This window comes from Streptomyces angustmyceticus (genome assembly GCF_019933235.1).
Lineage (GTDB): Bacteria > Actinomycetota > Actinomycetes > Streptomycetales > Streptomycetaceae > Streptomyces > Streptomyces angustmyceticus.
Genome location: NZ_CP082945.1, coordinates 6,386,608 through 6,409,036 on the forward strand (window position 1 = coordinate 6,386,608; position 22,429 = coordinate 6,409,036).

Genomic DNA, 22,429 nt, shown 5'->3' on the forward strand with positions numbered 1-22,429 from the left:
CCCACGGGCCGTCCGGCACCCGGCGCCCCGGCGTCCCCGCGGCCGTTGTCAGTGGTCGCTGAGACCCTCGGTACATGAGCACCGACGCGCCCGCCGACCCTGCACCGCAGCCCGCCGACCGACCCGCCAACCCCCGTGCCGGCCAGGGGGGATCGGCCCTGCCGACCGCCGACGCCGCCTACTGGGAAGCGGCCGCCGCCTCCTTCGACGACGAGCCGGACCACGGCCTGCGCGACCCCGCGGTCCGCTCCGCCTGGGCCGCCCGGCTGCGCTCCTGGCTCCCCTCGGCCCCCGCCGCCGTCCTCGACCTGGGCTGCGGCACGGGAAGCCTGGCGCTGCTCGCCGCCGAGCAGGGCCACCGGGTCACGGGCGTCGACCGCTCACCGGGCATGATCGAGCGGGCGCGCGGCAAGCTCGCGGGCCGGGACGCGGCGTTCCTGGCCGGGGACGCCGCCGAACCGCCCGTGGGGGAGCGGCGGTTCGACGTCGTGCTGGTGCGTCATGTCCTGTGGGCGCTGCCCGATCCCGCGGCCGCGCTGCGCCGTTGGGCCGCCCTGCTCCGTCCGGGCGGCCGGCTGGTGCTGGTCGAGGGCCGCTGGGGCGAGGCCGACCCGATCGGCATCCCGGCCGGTGAACTCACCGCCCTGATCCGGCCGTTGGCCGCGCGGGCGTACGTCGAGCAGCTCGCGCACGACCGGGCGCTGTGGGGCGGTGAGGTGAACGACGAGCGGTATGTGCTGATCGCCGAGCTCCCGCGCCGGCACACCGAAGTGGTCGACGTCCACGCCCCGTCCGCCCCCTCCCGCGCGGTCTCCCTCGACGGGACGCGGCCCGGCGGGTGAGGGCGCGGCCCGGCGGGTGAGCGGGGCGCGGCCCGGCTGGTGAGGGGGCGCCGCTTCACCGCGCGCCCCCCGCTTTACCGCCCCTTTCCCCCTGCCTGGCGTGCGCTGTGCCGCCGCTTTCCCGCGCCGTGGGGCGGCCCTGGCGCGTTCCGGACGCTCGCCGACGGTTTAAGTGGCACATGCAATTACTTGGGCTTACGGTGACCGCGCGGACCGTCGCCGGGATGCGGCGGCGCTGCCGTCCCTGAGGGAGGAGCCGCGAGGATGTGCGGAATCACCGGATGGATCTCCTACGACCACGACCTCACCACCCGCCGCGCCACGCTGGAGGCGATGACGGGGACCATGGCCTGCCGCGGCCCGGACGCGGCGGGCTTCTGGCTCGACACCCACGCCGCGCTCGGCCACCGCAGGCTCGCGGTCATCGATCTCGACGGCGGCCGGCAGCCCATGGCCGTCGAGGAGGACGGCCGCACCCTGCTCGTCACCACCTACAGCGGCGAGGTCTACAACTACCTGGAGCTGCGCGCCGAGCTGGAGGCGCTGGGCCGCACCTTCCGTACGCACAGCGACACCGAAGTGGTGCTGCACGCCTACCTCCAGTGGGGCGAGGCGTTCACCGAGCGCCTCAACGGCATGTACGCCTTCGCGCTCTGGGACCCGCGGAAGCAGGAACTCCTGCTGGTCCGCGACCGGATGGGCATCAAACCGCTCTACTACCACCCCACCCCCGACGGGGTGCTGTTCGGCTCCGAGCCCAAGGCGGTCCTCGCCCACCCCTCGGTCCGCCCCGTCGTCGACGCCGAGGGCCTCTCCGAACTCCTCACCTTCACCAAGACCCCGGGCCACGCCGTCTACCGGGGACTGCACGAGGTGCGCCCCGGCCATGTCGTCCGGGTGGGCCGCGGCGGGGTGACCGTCCGGCGCTACTGGGCCCTCACCGCCCGCGAGCACACCGACGACCTCGCCACCACCATCGCGCACATCCGCGCCCTCCTCGACGACATCGTCACCCGCCAGCTGATCGCCGACGTGCCGCTGTGCACCCTGCTCTCCGGCGGCCTGGACTCGTCCGCGCTCACCGCGCTCGCCGCTCGCGCGCTGACCGCCCAGGGCCGCGGCCCGGTCCGCTCCTTCGCCGTCGACTTCACCGGCCACACCGAGAACTTCACCCCCGACGACCTGCGCGGCACCCCCGACGGCCCGTACGCCCACGCCCTGGCCGAGCACGTCCGCTCCGACCACCACGACATCGTCCTGGACACCACCGCCCTGATGGACCCGGGACACCGCGCCGCCGTGCTCGCCGCCCGGGACCTGCCCAACGGCTTCGGCGACGGCGACACCTCCCTCTACCTGCTGTTCCGGGCGGTCCGCGAACAGTCCACGGTCGCGCTGTCCGGCGAATCGGCGGACGAGGTGTTCGGCGGCTACCGCTGGTTCCACGACCCGGAGTCCGTCCACGCCGGCACCTTCCCCTGGATCGCGGCCGGGCTCGCCGGACGGTTCGCCGGCGGCAACGCCACCCGTGAGGCGCTGCTGGACAAGGGCCTGCTCGCCAAGCTCGACCTGCCCGGATACGAGGCGGACCGCTACCGCGAGGCGCTCGCCGAAGTGCCCTACGCCGACGGCGACACGGGCCACCAGCGCCGGATGCGCGAGATCAGTTACCTCCACCTCACCCGCTTCGTGCAGATCCTGCTCGACCGCAAGGACCGGGCCAGCATGGCCGTCGGCCTGGAGGTCCGCGTCCCGTTCTGCGACCACCGCCTCGTCGACTACGTCTTCAACACCCCCTGGGCGATGAAGACCTTCGACGGCCGGGAGAAGTCGCTGCTGCGCGCCGCCACCCGCGACGTCCTGCCCGACCTGGTCGCCGACCGGGTCAAGTCCCCCTACCCCAGCACCCAGGACCCCGGCTACAACGAGGCGCTGCGCGCCGGGCTCACGGCCCTCGCCGCCGACCGCGACGCCCCCGTGCGGCCGCTGCTGGACCGGACCGCCCTGGCCGCGGCCACCGCCGACGGCGCCGGCCGCGACATCCGCCCGGCCGCCGAGCTCGTCCTCGGCATGGACGCCTGGCTGCGCACCACGGGCACGTCCCTGGACCTGTGACACCGCCCGAGGGGTGACACCTCCCCGCACGACCGGCGCTCCTGACGCACAATGGGTGCGACAAACCGCGCACCGACGGGTACGCACGGCACGCCCCCGGGACGGCCCCGGGGGACGGCCGCCGCGCATCCGCCCGCCCCACCACCAGCACCAGGAGCGCCACCGTGTCCCCGCAGACCCTGACCATCACCATCGATCCGGCGGCGGCCGCCGCGCCGTTCGAGCAGGTACGCACCCAGATCGCGGACCGGGCCAGGGACGGCGGCCTCCCGGTCGGCTACAAGCTCCCCACCGTCCGCGGCCTGGCCGAGGACCTCGGGCTGGCCGCCAACACCGTCGCCAAGGCCTACCGCGCCCTGGAGGCCGACGGCGTGATCGAGACCCGGGGCCGCAACGGCAGCTTCATCGCGGCGGCCGGCGAGGCCGCGGACAAGGAGGCCGCCGCGGCCGCCGAGAGCTACGCCCGCCGCGTCCGGCGCCTGGGCCTGGACCACGGCGCCGCCCTCGCCGCCGTCGAGGACGCCCTGCGCGCCACCTACCGCGCCGACGCCTGAGGCGCCCCACCGCACGCCGGACCGCCACACCACCGCACACCCGCCCGAAAGGAGCCGCATGCCCAGCAAGCAGGCGCTCGTCCGCCGCCCCGGCCCCCGCCTCGCCGAGGGACTGGTCACCCACATAGAACGGCGGCCGGTCGACACCGCGCTCGCCCTGCGCCAGTGGGAGTCCTACGTCCAGGCGCTGCGCGACCACGGCTGGCACACCACCGAGGTCGGCCCCGCCGACGACTGCCCCGACGCGGTCTTCGTCGAGGACTCCATGGTGGTCTTCCGCAACGTCGCGCTGCTCGCCCGCCCCGGCGCCGGCGCCCGCCGGGCCGAGGTGCCTGCCGCCCGCGCCGCCGTGGAGGCGCTCGGCTGCTCCGTCAACGAGGTACGGGCGCCCGGCACCCTCGACGGCGGCGACGTCCTGAAGGTCGGCGACACCGTCTACGTCGGCCGCGGCGGACGCACCAACGCCGACGGGGTGCGCCAACTGCGCGCCGCCTTCGAGCCGTTGGGCGCCCGCGTGGTCGCCGTCCCGGTGAGCCGGGTGCTGCATCTCAAGTCCGCGGTGACCGCGCTCCCGGACGGCACCGTGATCGGCCACCCGCCCCTGGTCGACGACCCGGCCGCCTTCCCCCGCTTCCTGCCCGTCCCCGAGGAGGCCGGCGCCCACGTCGTGCTGCTCGGCGGCGGAAAACTGCTGCTTTCCGCGAGCGCGCCCAGGAGCGCGGAACTCTTCGCCGACCTGGGCTATCAGCCGGTCGTCGTGGACATCGGCGAGTTCGAGAAGCTGGAGGGCTGTGTGACCTGCCTGTCCGTACGACTGCGCGAGCTGTATGCGTGAGGCGGCGCCGTCCCGGGCGCCTCGTGCGCCTGCCCGGACCGTCCGCCCGGCCCCGCCTATCGTGACGCCATGAGCAACCTCGACCTCAGACCCGCGCCCCACCCGTGCGGCGGCAACGGCCGTACGGGCCCGGTCCGTGACGTCCAGCCCGGCAAGCAGGTGCCGCTCGGCGAGAGCACCGTCGTCCGCAGACTGCTGCCGAACCTCGGCCGGCGGATGGTCGGCGCCTGGTGCTTCGTCGACCACTACGGCCCCGACGACATCGCCGGGGAGCCCGGGATGCAGGTGCCGCCGCATCCGCACACGGGCCTGCAGACCGTCAGCTGGCTGCGCGAGGGCGAGGTGCTGCACCGCGACAGCCTCGGCAGCCTGCAGACCGTACGGCCGCGGGAGCTGGGCCTGATGACCTCGGGCCGGGCCATCGCGCACTCCGAGGAGTCACCGGCCGGCCACGGCCGCCTCCTGCACGGCGCCCAGCTGTGGGTGGCCCTCCCCGCCGCACACCGCGACACCGCCCCCGCCTTCGAGCACCACGCCGACCTGCCGGTGATCGACGGCGGCGGCGGACTGTCCGCCACCGTCATCCTCGGCGAACTGGCCGGCGCCGCCTCGCCCGGCACCACCTACTCCCCGCTGGTCGGCGCCGACCTCGCCCTCGCCGCCGGCACCGACGCCCGCCTGCCGGTCGAGCCCGACTTCGAGTACGCGGCGCTGGCCATCTCCGGCGAGAGCGAGGTCGACGGCGTCCGCCTCGCCCCCGGCGCCCTCCTCTACCTCGGCTGCGGGCGCACCGAGCTGCCGCTGCGCGCCGACGGCGACAGCAGCCTGATGCTGCTCGGCGGCGAGCCGTTCGAGGAGAAGATCCTCATGTGGTGGAACTTCGTGGGCCGGTCCCAGGAGGACATCGAAAAGGCCCGCGAGGACTGGATGACCGGCACCCGCTTCGGCGAGGTGCACGGCTACGACGGGGAGCGGCTGCGGGCCCCCGACCTCCCGGCGGTGCCCATGAAACCGCGCGGGCGGGTGCACTGACGGGGCCCGCGAGCGGCCCGTACGCCGGGCGGCCGCGGCGGCTCAGAGGTACAGCCCCGCGTCGGCACCCGAGTCCTGGGGCGGGACCGACGCGGGCCGGGTGCCGCGCCGCAGCGCGAAGAGTTCGGCGAGGGTGGCGCCCTCGCGCCCGATGCCGCCTTCCGTGCCGAGCCAGCGCACGGCCTCCGGGCGGGTCAGCGGCCCGACCTCGATCCGGGCCAGGCAGCGGCCGGGGCGGACCACCGCCGGGTGCATCCGCTCCAGGTCCTCGTTGGTGGTCACGCCGACCAGGACGTTGCGGCCCTGGCCCAGCAGCCCGTCCGTCAGGTTGAGCAGCCGCGAGAGCGCCTGGCCCGCCGCGTGCCGGGCCTCGCCGCGGATCAGCTCGTCGCAGTCCTCCAGGAGCAGCAGCCGCCAGCGGCCCTTGCCGGTGCTGTCGTCCTCGCCGATCGCGATGTCCATCAGATAGCCGACGTCGTGGAACAGCCGTTCCGGGTCCAGGACGCAGTCCACCTGGCACCAGTCGCGCCAGGAACGCGCGAGCGTGCGCAGCGCGGAGGTCTTGCCGGTGCCGGGCGGGCCGTGCAGCAACAGCAGCCGGCCGGCGATCTCCGCCGGCGCCGCCTTCATCAGCCGGTCCATGGCCTCGGCCACCGGCGCGGTGTAGTTGGGGCGGATCTCCTCCCAGGTGCCGGCCGAGATCTGCCGGGACGTACGGTGCGGCCCGCGGCGCGGCGAGAAGTACCAGAAGCCCATCGGGACGTTCGCCGGCTGCGGCTCGGGATCGTCCTGCGCGCCGTCGGCGGCCTGCCCCAGCACCTTCTCGGCCAGTTCGTCGGTGACGGCGGTGACCGTCACATCGGCGCCGCGGTTCCAGCGGGAGACCAGCACCGTGAAGCCGTCGCCCTCGGCGAGGGTGGCGCTGCGGTCCTCGTCCTTCGCCGAGCGCAGCACCCGCGCGCCCGGCGGCAGCAGCGTCAGGCCCGACTTCACCCGGTCCACGGACCGGCTGCGGGCGTACGGCTGCTCTCCCTTGGCGAACCGCCCCAGGAAGAGCGCGTCGACGACATCGGCGGGCGCATCGCTGTCGTCCATGGTCAGCCGGAGCGGAAGGGACTCCTCGGCGGCGGTCGGCCGGACGTGATCGGCACACATTCCGCCATGATCGGTCACGACGCCCCATGACGTACACGGATTATCCCGGCGTTTTCCCCGTACCAGAACAGAACTGTTACGGGGAAACCTGGGCGTAGTGGGGGGATCGCTGGCTAACCTGCCCATTGTGCGACGTCATGGTGGGGAACGTCAGGGTCCGGTCCGCGCGATCGCGGCCGGAGTGGCGGTGCTGGCGGTCCTGCTGGTGCTCTGCTCCCTGCCGGGCGACGAGGGCGGGGACGCGAAACGGCCCGCGCTCCCGCGCGCCGCGGGCCCCGCCGTGGGCTGGGGGTTCACCCACACCCAGTACAGCGCGGACGACGGCACCGGCGCGGCCACCACGCGGGCCGCCCGGCTGCTGGCCGCCCACCCGATGCCGCAGAACCAGCACCTGATGGGCTGGGGCGCGGACAACCCCGAACCGCGCCCCGGCCAGTACGACTTCGCCGACCTGGACCGCCGGCTCGCCCTGATCCGCCGGACCGGCGGCACCCCCGTGCTGACCCTGTGCTGCGCGCCGGACTGGATGAAGGGCGGCACGGCCGGGCGCACCGACTGGAGCGCCCTGGAGAAGGCGCCGACGCCCGCGCACTACGCGGACTTCGCGGCCCTCGCCGGGAAGGTCGCCCAGCGCTATCCGGACGTGCGGCACTTCGTCGTCTGGAACGAGTTCAAGGGGTTCTTCGACGACGCCAGGGGCCGCTGGAACTACGAGGGGTACACCCGCCTCTACAACCTCGTCTACCGCGCGGTGAAGAAGGTGAACAGCGCCAATCAGGTCGGCGGCCCGTACCTGGTGATGGACAGTTACGTCCCGGGCGACGACACCTACGCCTCCGCCCTCAAGGGCCCCTGGGGCAGCGTCGACCGCCGCACCCTCGACGCCTTCGCCTACTGGAACCGGCACAAGGACGGCGCGGACTTCCTGGTCGTCGACGGCTCCAGCTACAGCAAGGACAACCGCTACGCCCCCGACGCGTTCGCCGCCACCCGGAAGTTCGCCGACGTGGGACGGTGGCTGCGCAAGGAGAGCGGGCTGCCGCTGTGGTGGGCGGAGTGGTACGTCGAGATCCCGGACGGCAACGACGGCCGGGCCGGCTGGAGCGAGCGCCGCCGCACCGCCACCCAGGCCACCGCCCTGATCGAGATGGCGTCCGGCGGCGCCGGCAGCGGGTTCTACTGGAACCCGGAGACCCGGGGGGCGCACTGCCCCGGCTGCCTGTGGACCAGCACCGCACGGGACGACGGGGGAGCGGCGCTGCCCATGATGGACCTGCTGTCCCGCTTCTCCCGCGCCTTCCCGCCGGGCGACCGGCCGCAGGACCTCGACACCGGCGGGACGGCGGTACGGGGGCTGGCCGACGCCCGGACGGCGCTGCTGGTCAACACCGCCGACCGGAGCGCCGCGACGACGGTGGACGGGAAGCGCGTCACGCTCGACGGCTACCAGGTGCGGTGGATCGACCGCTCCTGACCGCAGGCGGCCGAGGGCGGCCCCGGGCCGGGTGCGCCGTACCGCCGTCCGGCCGGCCTCGCCCGCCCGGGAGCCGCGCCCGTCGCCGCCCCTCATGACATCGTCGCGAACCGCTGCACCAGCGACGCCAGGAACACCGCCAGCAGCGGCAGCGAGAACCAGAACAGGCCCTGGATCCAGTGCAGTTGCCGCACTCCGGGGGCCACCCCGACCCGGAGCACCTCGCGGGCCGTCAGCACCACGATCAGCGCGAGCGCCGCCAGCGCGCCCAGCACCGACCACGGCGTCCAGGTCACCTGCGGACCGGCCCGGCCGGGCCGGGGCGGCGGCACCTCGCCCGCCGGGCGCCGCGTCGTCTCGTAGACCGCCGCGTGCCGGTTGGCCATCACCCGCCGCAGGTCCGGACGCCGGTCCAGGGCGGCGCGCAGCCGCGTCTCCCAGCCCGCGCGGTAGCCGGAGTCCAGCCGCAGGGACTCCGCCTGGGCGTGGTTGACGACGAGGTACGACCGGGGGCCCGCCGTGCGCAGCGCGGACACCACCGGGCCCACCCGGTCCGGATCGCGGGGCGCCAGGGCCGGTTCGTACTGCACCCGCTCCATGTCCTTCGCGCCCCAGGGCATCGCCGGGGTGACGCTGTTGACGGGGTCGCTGCTCAGCCACAGCAGCCGTGCGGTCGGCCGGTCGTGCGCGTAGACGTAGTCCATCGCCGCGACCTCGCCCGGCCGGACCCGCTCGAACGGCTCGTTGCCCCAGCGGGCGACCAGGAAGCCGAAGGCCAGCAGCAGGCCCGTCAGCAGCGCGGCGAGCGGCCCCAGGCCGCGCCGGCTGCCGCCCTCGCGCGGGAACAGGGCCAGCGCCGCCAGCACCGCGGCGCCGGGCAGCGCGAACAGGAACACCCGCAGCGCCATCTCACCGCCGTAGGACTGCATCCCGAACGCCAGGAACGGCACGAAGGCCAGCACCGGCAGCGCGCGTTCGGTGAAGCCCGCCGCCCGCCGCCGCAGCACTCCCCAGCAGGCCAGCGCCAGTACGCCGCCGGCCAGGGCCACCCGGGTGTAGAGCACCAGCTTGTGCGTGGGGTCGCCGCCGCCGATCCGGTCGGTGACGGACGAGGCGACATTGCCCCCGACGCCGCCGAGCCCGCCGAACAGCTCGTCGAAGTGGCCCGACCAGTAGGGCTCGGCGAGGAACCCCACCCACGCCGCCACCAGCACGCCGAGCAGCAGCGGCAGGCCGCGCAGGGTGGAGCGCCGGACCAGCACCCACACCGTCACCACGCCGAGCATCACGAACGGGGTGAGCTGATGGCCCGCCACCGACGCCGCGAACAGCGCGATCAGCACCCCGAGCAGCGTCACCAGCTGCCCGCGGCCGGCCGGCCGCACCTCCGCCTCGCCCGGCCGGCGCGCCCCCCATGTCGGCCGGGGGTCGCGGAACCACACCAGCAGGATCGCCACGAACGCGAGATACAGCAGGTAGGTGAAGCCCTGCGGGGAGAAGTAGTCCTGGCCGACCCAGCCGCACAGCGCGAACAGCCACAGGGCGCACCACTTGGCCCGCCAGCTCGCCCGTACCGCCTTCAGGAGCAGGAACAGCGGCGCCAGATACAGGAGTTGGATGGTGAGCGGCCACCAGCGCAGCACCTCGGTGAAGTCGGTGACGCCGCAGGCCCCGGCGACGAACTGCACCGCGGCGAAGAAGCCGGGCCAGCTCCAGCGGGCGTCCAGGTCCGGGACCGCGGTGCCGGTCCTGGAGAGGTAGTCGAGGAATCCCAGGTGCTGCCAGGCCGTCGGGAAGCGCGGCTCGGTCTCCAGCACGGCCGGCAGCGCGTGCAGCGCCACCACCGTCAGCAGCAGCACCGCGGCGAGCAGCGCCCGCCGGGGACGGGGGAGCGACAGCGCCGCGCCGAAGGAGGCCACCAGCAGGGCGGCCCCGGCGAGCGTCGCCACCGGCAGCACCGAGATCAGCCCGAGCCCGTTCATCCGGTCCAGCGCGCTGTCGCCCATCCCGCGCAGCGGCAGCCAGAACAGCGCGAGCGCGGTGGCCAGCAGCGCCCAGACGGCGAGGTCGGGGCGGCTGCGGACGCGGGCGAGGAGGGTGCGGCGGCCCGGCGGCCCGCCCCGGAGCGGGGGGTCCGGCACGGGGTCGGCGGCCGCTGCGCACTGTTCGCCGTGCACCCGCACCGCATCCCCCAGATCGCCGTGGACGGCCGGTTCCGCCGGATCGCCGCCGGGGGCGGGGCCGCCGGCCGGTGCCCGGCCGGGTGGCGCGGACTCCGTCCCGCGCAGCACCCGGCCCAGCCGGACGCTCGCGATCGCGACGATCACCGCCAGGCTGGAGACCTCGGCGACACCGGCGCCGGTCAGCCCCATCCGCGGCAGCAGCGCCAGTGTCAGCCCGAGCACCAGCACACACAACAGGCCCTGCAGCGCGGCCAGTCCGGCCGTACGGCTCTGGGCGCGCAGCACCGCGAAGTGGACCTCCATCACCACCCGCAGCACCGCCCCCACCGCGAACCAGCGCAGCAGCGGCGTCGCCGCCTCCGCGTACCCCGGGCCGAAGATGCCCAGCAGGCAGGGCGCGGCGACGAACAGGACGGCACAGACCGGCAGCATGATGCGGGCCATCCGCCGCAGCGCGGCCCGGGTGTGCCGGGCCAGCTGCGCCGGGTCGTGCGCCCCCTCGACGGTGAGCGAGGCGCCCATGTTGAGGGCGAGCAGGTTGACCGTGCCGCCGATGGTGGTGGTGATGTAGAAGTACGCGTTGTCCGCCGCGTCGACCTGCGAGGCCACCAGGACCGGTACGAGGTAGACCACCGCGAGCGAGAACAGCGAGCCGGTGGAGTCGCCGGCCAGGAAGCGGCCCATCTCCCGCAGCGACGGCGGGCGGGCGGTGCGCGGCGCGGCCCGCGCGTGCCGGGGCACCAGCCGCCGGAACACCAGCCAGCCCAGCGGCAGCACCGAGACCGCGATCGCCGCGGCCCAGGAGACGAAGACCCCGGCGGTGGGGACCGCCGCGGCGAAGACCACCAGCAGCCCCAGCTTGACCGTGGAGAAGGCGAGGTTGCCCACCGGCACCCACAGCGCGCTGCGCAGCCCGGTCAGCACCCCGTCCTGCAGGGTGAGCAACGACCAGGCGACCACGGTCAGCAGGAAGCCCAGGCCGTTCAGCGGGCCGTGCAGAAAGCGGTAGGAGGGGCCCCAGAGGTCGAGGGTGAGCAGGAAGACGGCCGCGGCGACGGCCACCACGACCGAACTGCCCGCGTAGGTCCCCAGCACCAGCCGGCCGGTGCGCCGCCCGGCGACCGGGATGAAGCGGGCCAGCGCCCCGGTCAGCGTCACCGCCGTCAGCCCCGCCAGCAGCTTCATCGCGGCGATGGCCGCCGAGCCCTGGCCGACCGCGGCCTCGGTGTAGTACCGGGCGGCGACCAGCCAGAACCCCAGGCCGAGCAGCCCGGAGACGCCGGTGTTGAGCATCAGCGCATAGGCGTTGCGGAACAGCGGACTCCCGCCGTCCCGCCCCGGGAGGCGCAGCCCGCGGCCGCCGCCCCGGGGCTCCGGTTCCGCGCGCTCCTCGGTCCTGGTGGTGGTGTCCGACACCGGTTCCGTCGCTCCTTCGTCCACTTCTCCCGCCGCCGCGCGCCGCGGCGTGCTCAACCGCCCCGCGTGCACAGCCGGACCGTCTGCCGCGCCCTGCGGACCACCGCGTACCCCTTGGTGAGCGCCCGGTCCCGGGCGAAGGAGCGGAGCAGGCCGCGGCCCTCGACGATCCGGGCGAACTCCTCGGTGTCCGTACGGCGCCGCACCGTCAGCCGCTCCAGGGCGTACGGCCCCTGGCGGCGGTCCGCGAGCGCGTTGCCCACCGCGAGCGCCTGCGCGAACCCCAGGGCGCGCACCGTCTGCCGCACCCGCCGGCTGGAGTGGCCGTAGGGGTAGGCGAAGGACTCCGGCGGCGTGCCGACCTGCTCGGCGATGATCTCCTTGCAGCGCCGTACCTCGTGCCGCAGCCGGGCGTCGCCGAGGCCGTCCAGCTGTGGATGGCTGTGGCTGTGCCCGCCGATCTCCACCCCGGCGGCGGCCAGTTCCCGCACCTGGTCCCAGTCGAGCATGGCGTCCGGGCCTTCCCCGGTGTCGTACGGGCCGCGCAGCCAGCCGGTCGACACGAAGAGGGTGGCCGGGAAGCCGTGCCGGGCGAGGGCGGGCAGCGCATGCCGGTGCACGCCCTCGTAGCCGTCGTCGAAGGTGATCAGCACCGGCCTGGCCGGCAGCGGGCCGCCGCCGCGCCAGGCCGCCGCGAGCGCGGCGGTGGTCAGCGGGGTGAAGCCGCCGTCGGCCAGCACCGCGAGCTGCGCGGCGAACGACTCCGGCGGCACGGACAGCTCCCGTACGGCGGGCGCCGGGTCCGCGGTCACCGCGTGGTACATCACGATCGGCACCGCCGGGGGCCGGGTGCTCATGCCGCGGTCCCCTCGCGCGCCGGGACCGCGCCCGGCGCCGCGCCGTCCGCCCGCTCCTCGGCTCCCGTACCGGTGCGGGGTCTTCGGCGTGCCCGCAGGGTGCCCCACGCGTAGCCGGCCGCCGCGGCGGCCACCCCCGCCACGATCGCGCCCGCCCGCCCGGCGCCGCCCGGGCGGCCGAGCGCCGCGTCGCGCACCCCGCGCAGCACCCCCGCCGGCAGCACCCGGGTGGTGTAGCGCCGCTCGGTCGCCAGCCCGTCCCGCGCGCCGACGCTGCGCGACACCAGCGCCTTGGACAGGCCCTCGGCGTACGCCCGGCTGCGGAAGTAGCCGAACCGCTCCCGCACGGCCGGGACCTTGTGATGGATGACCGACCGGTCGTCGATCAGCAGCACCGCGTCCGGCAGGGAGCGGCTGATGCGGATGCACAGCTCGGTCTCCTCGCCGCCCAGCGGCCGCCGCCCGGCGTCCCGGCCGATCCCGACGGCGAACCCGCCGACGCGCTCGAACGCCGCCGTGCGGAAGGAGGCGTTGCCGCCCAGGACGTTGCGCACCCGCGCCGTGCCGGGCGGCAGACCGCGGTACGTGCAGCCCACCACCCAGTCGAACTCCTCGGGGAACCACGCCGGCCGGCGGCCGGAGGCCCAGACCGGCTCGGTGCGCCCGCCCACCGCCATCACCGCCGGGTCCGCGTAGGCCGCGGCGAAGTGGCGCAGCCAGTCCCGCTCGGCCACCGCGTCGTCGTCCAGGAAGGCGACCACCTCGCCGCGCGCCTCGGCGATACCGGTGTTCCGCCCCGCGGACAGCCCGCGGGGTCCCGAATTGGCCATGATTCTCAGGGGAGTTGCGGGAGCGCGGGCGGAGGACGCGCCCGCGCGGGCGCCCCCGAAGTGCTCCCTGAGCCGGGCCAGCAGCGCGGGGTGATGGTCCACCACCAGGAGCAGCTCATGGGCGGGACGGGACTGCCCGTCCACCGACTCCACCGCGGCGAGGATGTCGCCCCACCGGTCCTGGGTGTGGACGCAGACGACGACGGAGATCCGCGGCGCCGGGCCGGCTGCTTCTCCCGCCGCGCTCACCGGGCGTTCCCGGTGATCAGCGCGGGCCGGGCCGGCCGGTTGTGCCGGGAGCCCCGCTCGCGCAGGATCACCCGGAGCACCCGCAGCCCGTCCCGCACCGCCCGCAGATTGCTGACGCCGTGGATGCGGTTGTACTCGTGGCTGGGGATCTCCTGCACCCGCAGCCCCGCCTTGACCACCCGGATGTTCATCAGCGTCTCGACCTCGAACCCGGCGCAGTCCAGGGCGATTTCGTCCAGGCAGTGCCGCCAGAAGGCGTTGTATCCGTAGCAGAGGTCGGTGTAACGGGCGCCGAACTTGGTGTTGACGACGGCGGTCAGGATGCGGTTGCCGAGCTTGCGCACGGGTGTCATGTCGTCGGTGCCGCCGCCGTTGGCGAACCGCGAGCCCTTGGCGAAGTCGGCCCCGGACACCAGCGCCGAGACATAGCTGACGATCTCGCCGCCGTCGGCCGACCCGTCCGCGTCGATCATCACGATGATCTCGCCGGTGCAGGCCGCGAAACCGCTGATCAGCGCGTCGCCCTTGCCCTTGCCGCGCTGCGGTACGACCGTGACGTCCGGCCACAGGTCACGGGCGACCCGGACGGTGTCGTCGGTGGAGTTCCCGTCGACCAGGATCACCTCATGGATCCAGTCCGGCAGGGTCTTGAAGACATACGGCAGGTTCTCCGCCTCGTTCATCGCCGGGATGACGACACTGACCGGTGGAGCGATGGCCAGATGCGAGGAGACGGGACGGTAGACGGCCTGGTCCGGCAGCAGCGTCAGCGATGGTTCTTCCGCGTCGGCCGGGCGAAGGAACGAGCTCATCGGGATTCTTGCCCTCTCGTCCGGTGGACCTCCCACCCCCGGGCGGTCCGTGTGGTTATCCGGGTCGAAAGGGGGGTTCACACCTGGGCCGCACGGCAGGGTTCACCGTCCGGACAAGGCGAGCAGGCACGCGTGATTCCGGCTGCGCGGCTCGTGCTCCGGCCCTCGGCAAGCTGTGATCGGCAAGCGAAGACCGCGCGCACGGGACCCCCCCACCGCGCACCGCACCGGCCGCTTCACCGTGTCGCTCGGGCTCTCCCCAAGAGCCGTCTTGCGATGATCGTCCGGTGCGGGTGGATGTGCGTCGGTATTGATGACTGGGACTGTAGGGCACCGCCAGACGGGTCAAATACCCTTTGCGGCAACTGGCCGGTGCACTCGGGGGCACGCCCGTATCAATGCACCGGCGCACGCCCCGTTGCGCCGTCCGGAACCGCGCAAAACCCTGACACCGGCCACCGGTGACGGTATTGCGTCAGTGTCCTGCCCGGATCCGGCCCATCCGCTTGAGCAGACGATCGGCCGGCGCGAACAACTCCGGCCTGGCCAGCACCGTGTTGCGCAGCGCCCGCACCGGCGCCCGCCGCGCCCGGTGCCCCAGCGCCACCGGATGCGGCCGCACCACCCACCCCTCGGACACCGTGAGTTCACGGGTCTTGAGGGAGTCCTTGTAGTCCTTCGCCCCGCGCCCCAGGTCGAGATAGCCCAGGGACTCCTCGGCCGCCGCCCGCGCCATCCGCAGATGCAGCACCAGCCCGGGGGAGAACTTCGCGAACTGCGGGTCGTACGCGGGGAACCAGCAGGCCAGCACGGACGGCGACCGCAGCCCGAAGTGCGCCGCGATGGGCCGCCCGCCCGCGTACAGCACCGACAGCAGCCCCGCGAAGGACGCGGTACGGGTGTGGAACAGCTGCTCCACGAGCCGGACGATCCAGGGGTGGGCGAAGCGGTCGCTGCGCCCCGTCCTGCGGTACTGCGCCGACTTCCACCGCATCAGCGTCCGCAGCGCCGCCGGGTCGCGCTCGTCGTGGACGTAGCGCAGCGGCCCGATGTCCCGGCCGAGCTTGCGCTCCTTGGCGAGGGTGGTCCGGGCGAACTTCGGCGACCGGCCCCGCAGCCCCGCCAGGTAGGTCTCGAAGCCCTGGTCCACGTCGATGACGGGCGAGGCGTGACCGCGGAAGGACGCCGCCGCGAACGGGCCCTGGCCGGCCACCAGGTGATCGAACTCCAGCACCGACAGCCCGCAGGCCCGCAGCAGCTCCCGGGCGTCCCACCGGAACCCGGGCCGGTGCACCAGCCCCTGGGCATCCGAGACGCCCAGGCCGACCGCCCGCCCGATGCCCAGCGCCGAACGCTGGAAGGGCAGGAACGCGGCCGGCCCGCCGTCCTCGTGGAGCACCGCGACGCGCACCCCGCCGCGGCAGTGACCGACGGCCAGTGCGAACTCGGGGGAGAGGAAGGGGTTCGCCAGCTGCGGCGACCCCAGGAGGGACGCCCGGGACTGCAGGGCGGTCCAGGCACTCCGGTCGGCCCCGGACAGCTCGCCGGGGCGGTGCACGGCGACGTCCATCTCAGCCCGCCCGGCTTCCGGGGGCCCGGCCTGCGCGCCGGCGCACCGCGACGGCCAGCAGCAGGGCGCCGCTGACCGCGGCCACCGCGACGACGCCGCCGCGCGGCGACCACAGGTGCAGCGCCAGCATGGCCTGCGCCACCAGCAGGTCGATCGCCAGCGCCCCGGCGCCGGCCGCGACCGCGCGGCCCGGCGGATCCATCCGGCCGAGCGCCGTGGCGAGCGCGGCGGCGGGCGCCATCAGCAGGAAGAAGAGGGTGAACGGGGCGCGCAGCGGCGAGGCGATGCCGGCGAGCGCGAGGACGGCTCCCATGACGCCGATGCCGGTCCCCACCCCCGCGAGCAGTGCCGCGGTGGCGCCCGTCGGCCGGTCCCCGGGCGGCGGCGCGTCGTGCGAGCCGTGCCGGGCGATGGTCTTGGTGTGCATTGGCAGCTTTGCCCCCCATAAGCGCCGGATGCCGGGCCTCAATGTCGCGCAACGCTCGGAGCACCGTCAAGACGCGAAGACGACCGGAAACCTGCGCAACCGTACGCGGGGGCGGGTGTGGCGGGCCGCCCTCGGACGGCGCAATGGCGGCGGTGCGGGCCGGCGGTCCGGAGACTGGGGGGACGTGCCGCGAGGCGAGTGACCGCCGGAAGGAGCCGCGTTGGTGGAGCCGCCGAGCGGAACCGCCCTGACGGTGATCATGGTGTGCCTGACCGTGGCCACCGGGATGCTCGACGCCGTCAGCTTCCTGGCGCTCGGTCAGGTCTTCACCGCCACCCAGACCGGCAATCTGCTCTTCCTCGGCTTCGGTATCGCCGGGCAGGGCGGGCTGTCGGTCCTGGCGACGGTGGTGTCGCTCGGAGCCTTCGCCCTGGGGGCGGCGTTCGGGGCCCGGATGGAGTCGACGCTGGCCGCGCGGCGGCACCGCTGGTTCCCGGTCGCGCTGGCCCTGGAAGCGGCACTGCTGGTGGCCGCCGCCGCGGCCGCCTGGGACGCGGGCCCGGTCCGGGGGCTGCCGCCGGGCCGGCGCTTCCTGGTCATCGGGCTGATGGCGGTGGCGATGGGCATGCGCAACGTCACCGCCATGCGCGCCGCCGTCCCCGACTTCACCACGACGGTCGAGACCCGGGCGATGACGGCCCTGGTCAGCGGGTCACCGCTGGGGCGCGACAGGCGGCTGGGGTACGGCAGTCACGCCGCGGGCCGCCGGCTCTTCTCGGTCACCGCGATGTTCGCCGGGGGCCTCCTCGGTGCCGGACTGCTCGGTCTGGGCACCCGGCCGATGCTGCTGATCCTGCTCGTGGCCGTCGTCATCGCGGCCACCGCCTTCCTCGTTCCCGGCCTCGCCCGCGACACCGCCCAGGGGCGGTGAACATCCGCCCGGATCGCCATATTTGCCGTGAACGGCCGACGAACTTTGGCATGGACACTTCCGGCTACCCGCGAGTTTTGCTACGACGAATGTGGCAGAGATCCTGCTAAGGGAGGTTCCATGAGACTGTCCCGATTCGCGGCCTTGACATCCGCCTTCTTCGTCACCACGGCGCTCGCGCTCACCGGCGCGAGCGCCGCCGCGTCCGCTCAACTCCCCGCCGCCACCGGCTATGTGGCCCTCGGCGACTCCTACTCCTCCGGTGTCGGAGCCGGCAGCTACGACAGTGCCAGCGGCTCCTGCAAGCGCAGCGCCAAGGCCTACCCGGCCCTGTGGGCCGCCGCGCACTCCCCCTCCTCCTTCCAGTTCACCGCCTGTTCCGGCGCTCGAACGGGTGACGTTCTCAGCGGTCAGCTCGGCCCCCTCAACAGCTCCACCGGCCTGGTCAGCATCACCATCGGCGGCAACGACGCCGGATTCGCCGACACCATGACGACCTGTGCGCTCCAGGGCGAGAGCGCCTGCCTGTCCCGGGTGGCCCAGGCCAGGACCTACATCGACACCACCCTGCCCGGCCGGCTCGACGGGGTGTACGACGCCATCTCCCGGAAGGCCCCGGCCGCGCATGTGGTGGTCGTGGGCTATCCCCGCTTCTACAAGCTCCGCGGTACCTGTATCGCCGGCCTCTCCGAAAAGTCCCGCGCCGCGATCAACGCGGCCGCCGACGCCATCAACGGCGTCACCGCCAAGCGGGCCGCCGACCACGGCTTCACCTTCGCCGACGTCAACAGCACGTTTTCCGGACATGAGCTGTGCTCCGGCAGCGCCTGGCTGCACAGCGTGACCTATCCGGTCCTGGAGTCCTACCACCCCACCGCCACCGGGCAGTCCGGCGGCTATCTGCCGGTCTTCGCCTCCGCTGCGTAACCATCGGCCCGCCGGGCGCCCGGGGAGGGCGGGTGAGATTCCGGTCTCTTCCCGGGCGTCCTGGCGGTCCGTCAGACCTCCACCGGGCCTCCGCGGCAGCCCGATGACGCTCAACTCGCCCTGGCCCATGCGGTGTACGTGACATTCCGTATGGTGTTCGTCAACGTCAAGGCGGGGCAGGTGAATCCGTTGACCGGTCTGCACGCGTGTCCTCCGAGAGAGATAGGGTTACCCTGCCCGGGGCCGGGTGCCCTCGTAGGGTGGGGAGAGTCATGGAACAGATAACAGTGCGTAGCAGGGCGCGAGTCCCTGCCATCAGCTGCGGGAGCAGTGCGTCCAGTGCGCGTCTCGACCGCCATCTCGCGGTGCTGGGTGGTCCGGCCATCCCGCAGCGCGAGGCGGAAGGGGCGACGTCCCTGATGCAGGAACTCACCGCACGTGATCATTTCCGTTCGAGGCACGGCCGCGGCGCCAGGGTGTCGCTGTTCGCGCCGCTGCGCAGGCTGCGGCGTTCGCTCTTCGGCGGTCACGGCTGATCCGCTTCTGAAGCGGCATCTCGGGCGATCACACCGTCCCGGCGCGGCACTGCGGTCCGATCGCTCGTCAGGCCCAGGGCACCGGCAGCGTGCCGGTGTGCTCGCCGGGGCGGAACCCCTGCCCGAGGGTGCCGTACGGCATCCGCTCCACGCCCGGCCCCGTCCCCGCCCGGCCGGCGTCGCACTCCCCACCACCCGTTGCCCGGCAGCGGGTGGTTCTGTGCGTTTCGGCGGCGCACGGTCCCGCGGCACGCCCGCCCGCCGGCCCCGGAGCCCCCCGAGGGGACGACCCGCCTCCCCCGGTGCTCACCACAGCGCGAACTGCCCCTCCGGGCCCTCCTCGTGATGGTCGAGCACGGACGCCGGACGGTGGGCGGACACCGGCGCCGGCAGGAGGCCGGCGGCCCGCAGTTCACCGGCCGTCACCTGCGGACCCTCGGCCGTCTCCCGCGCCAACTGAACGCCCTGCGGACGAAGTTCGTCCAGCAGCGCCAGGACGGTGATCAGCTCCAGCAGCTCCGAGGTCCACTCCTGCGGCCAGTTCGCGGGACGCAGCGCCGCCAGCGAACCGGCCTCGGGCGCCTCCGTGCCCGCCGCGGCCGGGCCGGTGCGCTCGGCCAGCCACGCCTCCAGGACACGGACGCCGCCCGCGTGGAAGTCCCAGGCGCCCGCGGGCACCGGCGAGATCCGGCCGCCGCCGAGCAGCAGCGCCTCTTCCTCCGGGTCGTAGGCGACGTCCTGCGGCAGCCCGCCGGCGGGGAGCGCGGAGCGCACGTACGGGCGCCGTCCGCCCGGCATCCGGGGCCGCTCGCCGCCGCGCCGACCGGCCGCCCCGGGGGCGTGGGCGCCGCGGGTGGTCAGCCAGAGCAGCCGCTCGCCGAGCGCGACGCCGCGGTCCCAGAGGGCGGGATCGGCGGTGAGCGGCACGGTGCAGCCGTCGGGGGAGTGCCGGGCGCTCGCCACGAACCAGGCGAGCAGGTCCGCCGGCGCCGCCGGGCGGTCCAGGCGCCGGCCGAGCAGGGCCGCCAGCCCCGGGGCGAGATTGGGCTCGTGCCCGCCGGGCCGCCGGTAGAACGGACGGATCCGCCCGGGGCGGCCGGCCGGGGAACGCCCGTCGGGCAGCAGCGCGGAGCACACCACGGCCGGGCCGGGGACCTGCGGCACCTGCCCCCACTCGACCACGAACACCTGCCGGTCGTCCGCCACCCGCCACAGCTCCGGCCGCGCGCCGTCGAGCAGCCGGTGATCGGGCAGCAGCCACTGCTGGTCGAACGGGCCGTGCGTCACCCGCACCGGCTCGGGGCACGGGCCGGCCGCCCGGTACAGCCGCTCGGTGGCCGTGGCCTGGCCCGGCAGCTGGCCGACGGCGGAGTGCAGGGTCCGGGCCCGGGACGGGCGGAACAGCCGCTCGCGGGCCGCCGCGTCGTGCGCGGCGGCCAGTGCCGCCCAGCGGGCGCGCAGCGTGGCCGGGTCCGGCGCGAGCACCCAGGAGCGGCCGAGCCGCAGCGGCGCCACGGACCAGGGCATGAGATCGGACAGCCGTGGCGCGTCCTGCTTCGCCGTCACGCGGAGCCCCTCCCGGACCGTTCGGTTGACCCCGGCATGGTATCCACCGGCCCGGCGGCGGGAGGGAATCCGCCGGCCGCGTCCACCGCACGGGCGGCGGCACAGGCGGTCTTCCGCCAACTGATCTTGGCGGAGTACGGTCCTCGCCGTACGCCCGACCACGCGGTACGGACCTGGCTCCGCCCGTGCGCCGGGACCTGCTCAGGGGAGGACCGCCATGACGGACACCACCTCTCCCACGCCGGAACGGCGCGGGGGGACCCCCGACGGCAGCCGGGCCGCCGCCCGGCTGGACCGGCTGCCGCCGTCCCGGTGGCACCGCCGGATCACCCTCCTCGTCGGCATCGGCGCCTTCTTCGACCTCTACGAGATCTTCCTCGGCGGGGTGCTGGCCGCCGCCCTCGCCGACCAGTGGCACCTCGGCCCCACCGCGAAGTCCTGGGTGATCGCCGCGGGGTTCCTCGGCATGTTCGCCGGCGCCAATGTGCTCTCCGTGCTCGCCGACCGCTTCGGACGGCGCCGGATGTTCCTGGTCAACCTGGCGGCGTACGCGCTCTTCTCGCTGCTGTGCGCCTTCTCGCCGAACCTGTCCTGGTTCCTCGCGCTGCGCTTCCTGTCCGGCCTGGGGCTGGGCGCCGAACTCGTGCTGGTGGACACCTACCTCGCGGAGTTCCTGCCCCGGGCGGTACGCGGCCGCTACATCGCCCACGCCTACACCATCGGGTTCCTCGGCGTCCCCGTCGCCGCGCTGCTCGGCGCCCGGCTGGTGGCCGCACACCAGCCGCTGGGCGTCGACGGCTGGCGCTGGCTGCTGGTCGCCGGCGCGCTGGGCGCCGGGTTCCTCCAGCTGATGCGCCGCCGACTCCCGGAATCGCCACGGTGGTTGACGGTGCAGGGCCGCGGCGAGGAGGCCGAGCGGATCGTGTCCGGCCTGGAGGAACGGGTGGCCCGGGAGAGCGGCGGCAGCCTGCCGTCGGTCCCGGAGGCGGAGACCGTCCGCGAACGGAAGGCGCCGCTGGGCGAGATGTTCCGGGGCGACCAGCGGCGGCGCACCCTCATGTGGTGGATCTTCCAGGTGCTGCAGACCGTCGGCTACTACGGCTTCGGGTCGCTGGCCCCCGTGGTGCTCACCGCGAAGGGCCACACCGTCACCGAGTCGCTCCTCTACGCGGCGCTGAGCTTTTGCGGCTACCCGGTCGGCTCCGCGCTGTCCGTCCCGCTCATCGACCGGATCGAACGCCGCACGCTGATCATCGCCTCGGCCCTCGGCATCGCCGCCTGCGGACTGGCCTTCGGCTTCGCCACCGCCTCCTGGGCGATCGTCGCCTTCGGCTTCCTGCTGACCGTGTGCAGCAACGTCTTCTCCAACGCCTTCCACGTCTACCAGACCGAACTCTTCCCCACCGGCCTGCGCAGCAGCGCGATCGGCATCGCCTACTCGCTGTCCCGCCTCACGTCGGTCGTCCTCCCCTTCGTCGCCCTGCCCGTCCTCGACACCCTCGGCCCCGCCGCGGTCTTCACCGGCTCGGCCGGCCTGATGCTCCTCCTCTGCCTGGACGTGGCGCTCCTGGGGCCACGGAGCACGGGCCGTAGCCTTGAGAGAATTTGATCCCACGTATTTGTCTTTCCCGCCGTTCCGCTGCGCTTTGCTTGCGCCCCACGTTTTTGGCTTTTCCGCCGTGGCGGTTGGTCGCCGTGTTTCGCCCCGCTGCGCGGGTGCGCCCGGCGTTGCGCCTCCGGCGGGCCGGGTCCGCTGCGCGGGGCTGTCGGGGTGCGGTGCCGGGCCTCCGCGGGTGGGTGTCCGGACTGCTTCGCTTTACGTCCGGACACCCACCCGCTCCGGCCCGTCCCCTCCCGTTGGGGGGTGGGAAGAAGGCCGGTGGGGGTGGATCTGGGTGGTCCGGTGCGTGTTGTGGACGACGTAGGGAAACGGCCGTGGGCATCGGGAAATGGCTGTGGCGCGGGGAATTGGCTGTGATCGACGCCCGCCCCCACTCACGATCACTTCACTCACTCACGGGAGGGGACGGGCCGGAGGGGCGGGGGTGTGGGACGTAAAGCGAAGCAGTCCCACACCCCCGCCCCTCCGGCCCGTCACCGCACCCACAGCCCCGCGCA

The 22,429-nt window shown here is 74.4% G+C and carries 18 protein-coding genes; 10 read left to right on the plus strand and 8 right to left on the minus strand.

Annotated elements, in window-relative coordinates; translation table 11 throughout:
- The first annotated feature begins 74 nt into the window (after nt 1-74).
- The 5 genes from K7396_RS28480 (at nt 75) to K7396_RS28500 (ending at nt 5,378) form a co-directional block, all read left to right on the plus strand.
- A complete protein-coding gene (locus K7396_RS28480; protein ID WP_086720857.1) occupies nt 75-842 on the plus strand; it encodes a class I SAM-dependent methyltransferase in 768 nt (255 codons plus the stop codon).
- Between the two features lie 264 nt (nt 843-1,106).
- The gene (asnB, locus tag K7396_RS28485; RefSeq protein WP_086720856.1) at nt 1,107-2,957 is read left to right on the plus strand and encodes an asparagine synthase (glutamine-hydrolyzing); all 1,851 of its coding nucleotides are present in this window, start codon (nt 1,107-1,109) and stop codon (nt 2,955-2,957) included.
- A 164-nt stretch (nt 2,958-3,121) separates the two neighbouring features.
- On the plus strand, nt 3,122-3,511 hold the full coding sequence (locus K7396_RS28490; RefSeq protein WP_086720855.1) for a GntR family transcriptional regulator: 390 nt from the start codon (nt 3,122-3,124) through the stop codon (nt 3,509-3,511).
- Between the two features lie 58 nt (nt 3,512-3,569).
- Nucleotides 3,570-4,346: a dimethylargininase gene (ddaH, locus tag K7396_RS28495; protein ID WP_086720854.1), complete on the plus strand. Its 777-nt coding sequence runs from the start codon at nt 3,570-3,572 to the stop codon at nt 4,344-4,346.
- A gap of 69 nt (nt 4,347-4,415) precedes the next feature.
- Entirely contained in the window at nt 4,416-5,378 is a 963-nt protein-coding gene (locus tag K7396_RS28500; RefSeq protein WP_086720853.1) for a pirin family protein, read from the plus strand.
- Nucleotides 5,379-5,420: 42 nt separating this feature from the next.
- Here K7396_RS28500 and K7396_RS28505 read toward each other — a convergent pair whose 3' ends face one another.
- A complete protein-coding gene (locus K7396_RS28505; protein WP_086720852.1) occupies nt 5,421-6,533 on the minus strand; it encodes a DUF5925 domain-containing protein in 1,113 nt (370 codons plus the stop codon).
- A 127-nt stretch (nt 6,534-6,660) separates the two neighbouring features.
- Here K7396_RS28505 and K7396_RS28510 point away from each other — a divergent pair, with 127 nt between their 5' ends.
- Nucleotides 6,661-8,007 carry a glycoside hydrolase family protein gene (locus tag K7396_RS28510; protein WP_086720851.1) on the plus strand — a complete coding sequence of 449 codons (1,347 nt, stop codon included), beginning with the start codon at nt 6,661-6,663 and terminating at the stop codon, nt 8,005-8,007.
- 92 nt (nt 8,008-8,099) lie between these two features.
- On the opposite strand, the gene K7396_RS28515 is transcribed toward K7396_RS28510, so the two are convergent.
- The 6 genes from K7396_RS28515 to K7396_RS28540 all read right to left on the minus strand — a co-directional run bounded on the left by K7396_RS28515 (nt 8,100) and on the right by K7396_RS28540 (nt 16,351).
- A complete protein-coding gene (locus tag K7396_RS28515) occupies nt 8,100-11,606 on the minus strand; it encodes a lipopolysaccharide biosynthesis protein (RefSeq protein ID WP_086720850.1) in 3,507 nt (1,168 codons plus the stop codon).
- Nucleotides 11,607-11,659: 53 nt separating this feature from the next.
- Nucleotides 11,660-12,463 carry a polysaccharide deacetylase family protein gene (locus K7396_RS28520; RefSeq protein WP_086720849.1) on the minus strand — a complete coding sequence of 268 codons (804 nt, stop codon included), beginning with the start codon at nt 12,461-12,463 and terminating at the stop codon, nt 11,660-11,662.
- A complete protein-coding gene (locus K7396_RS28525) occupies nt 12,460-13,542 on the minus strand; it encodes a glycosyltransferase family 2 protein (RefSeq protein ID WP_152105031.1) in 1,083 nt (360 codons plus the stop codon). Before K7396_RS28525 ends, K7396_RS28520 begins: the two co-directional genes overlap by 4 nt.
- Nucleotides 13,539-14,354 (minus strand): glycosyltransferase family 2 protein, encoded by an 816-nt coding sequence (locus K7396_RS28530; protein WP_152105032.1) that lies wholly within the window; start codon nt 14,352-14,354, stop codon nt 13,539-13,541. The genes K7396_RS28525 and K7396_RS28530 overlap by 4 nt, the downstream gene beginning before the upstream one ends.
- Before the next feature lie 475 nt (nt 14,355-14,829).
- Nucleotides 14,830-15,924 carry a GNAT family N-acetyltransferase gene (locus K7396_RS28535; RefSeq protein WP_152105033.1) on the minus strand — a complete coding sequence of 365 codons (1,095 nt, stop codon included), beginning with the start codon at nt 15,922-15,924 and terminating at the stop codon, nt 14,830-14,832.
- 1 nt (nt 15,925) lies between these two features.
- Nucleotides 15,926-16,351 (minus strand): hypothetical protein, encoded by a 426-nt coding sequence (locus K7396_RS28540; protein WP_223660225.1) that lies wholly within the window; start codon nt 16,349-16,351, stop codon nt 15,926-15,928.
- A gap of 223 nt (nt 16,352-16,574) precedes the next feature.
- On the opposite strand from K7396_RS28540, the gene K7396_RS28545 reads away from it, so the two are divergent.
- The 3 genes from K7396_RS28545 (at nt 16,575) to K7396_RS28555 (ending at nt 18,745) form a co-directional block, all read left to right on the plus strand.
- Nucleotides 16,575-17,282 carry a YoaK family protein gene (locus tag K7396_RS28545; protein WP_152105034.1) on the plus strand — a complete coding sequence of 236 codons (708 nt, stop codon included), beginning with the start codon at nt 16,575-16,577 and terminating at the stop codon, nt 17,280-17,282.
- 120 nt (nt 17,283-17,402) lie between these two features.
- Nucleotides 17,403-18,209, plus strand: coding sequence for an SGNH/GDSL hydrolase family protein (locus K7396_RS28550; protein ID WP_152105035.1), 807 nt, complete (start codon nt 17,403-17,405; stop codon nt 18,207-18,209).
- A gap of 272 nt (nt 18,210-18,481) precedes the next feature.
- Nucleotides 18,482-18,745: a hypothetical protein gene (locus tag K7396_RS28555; RefSeq protein WP_152105036.1), complete on the plus strand. Its 264-nt coding sequence runs from the start codon at nt 18,482-18,484 to the stop codon at nt 18,743-18,745.
- A 306-nt stretch (nt 18,746-19,051) separates the two neighbouring features.
- On the opposite strand, the gene K7396_RS28560 is transcribed toward K7396_RS28555, so the two are convergent.
- Nucleotides 19,052-20,311, minus strand: a complete 1,260-nt coding sequence (locus K7396_RS28560) for a type ISP restriction/modification enzyme (protein WP_152105037.1) — start codon at nt 20,309-20,311, stop codon at nt 19,052-19,054.
- A 217-nt stretch (nt 20,312-20,528) separates the two neighbouring features.
- Here K7396_RS28560 and K7396_RS28565 point away from each other — a divergent pair, with 217 nt between their 5' ends.
- Nucleotides 20,529-21,920, plus strand: coding sequence for an MFS transporter (locus tag K7396_RS28565; RefSeq protein ID WP_086715660.1), 1,392 nt, complete (start codon nt 20,529-20,531; stop codon nt 21,918-21,920).
- Nucleotides 21,921-22,429 lie beyond the last annotated feature (509 nt).

Bases quoted from the DNA above. Each gene is read 5' to 3' on its own strand.
- K7396_RS28540 (WP_223660225.1), bottom strand. From the start codon at position 16,351: ATGCACACCAAGACCATCGCCCGGCACGGCTCGCACGACGCGCCGCCG.
- K7396_RS28555 (WP_152105036.1), top strand. From the start codon at position 18,482: ATGGAACAGATAACAGTGCGTAGCAGGGCGCGAGTCCCTGCCATCAGC.
- K7396_RS28505 (WP_086720852.1), bottom strand. From the start codon at position 6,533: ATGTGTGCCGATCACGTCCGGCCGACCGCCGCCGAGGAGTCCCTTCCG.
- K7396_RS28520 (WP_086720849.1), bottom strand. From the start codon at position 12,463: ATGAGCACCCGGCCCCCGGCGGTGCCGATCGTGATGTACCACGCGGTG.
- K7396_RS28530 (WP_152105032.1), bottom strand. From the start codon at position 14,354: ATGAGCTCGTTCCTTCGCCCGGCCGACGCGGAAGAACCATCGCTGACG.
- K7396_RS28565 (WP_086715660.1), top strand. From the start codon at position 20,529: ATGACGGACACCACCTCTCCCACGCCGGAACGGCGCGGGGGGACCCCC.
- K7396_RS28550 (WP_152105035.1), top strand. From the start codon at position 17,403: ATGAGACTGTCCCGATTCGCGGCCTTGACATCCGCCTTCTTCGTCACC.
- K7396_RS28535 (WP_152105033.1), bottom strand. From the start codon at position 15,924: ATGGACGTCGCCGTGCACCGCCCCGGCGAGCTGTCCGGGGCCGACCGG.
- K7396_RS28500 (WP_086720853.1), top strand. From the start codon at position 4,416: ATGAGCAACCTCGACCTCAGACCCGCGCCCCACCCGTGCGGCGGCAAC.
- asnB (WP_086720856.1), top strand. From the start codon at position 1,107: ATGTGCGGAATCACCGGATGGATCTCCTACGACCACGACCTCACCACC.
- ddaH (WP_086720854.1), top strand. From the start codon at position 3,570: ATGCCCAGCAAGCAGGCGCTCGTCCGCCGCCCCGGCCCCCGCCTCGCC.
- K7396_RS28480 (WP_086720857.1), top strand. From the start codon at position 75: ATGAGCACCGACGCGCCCGCCGACCCTGCACCGCAGCCCGCCGACCGA.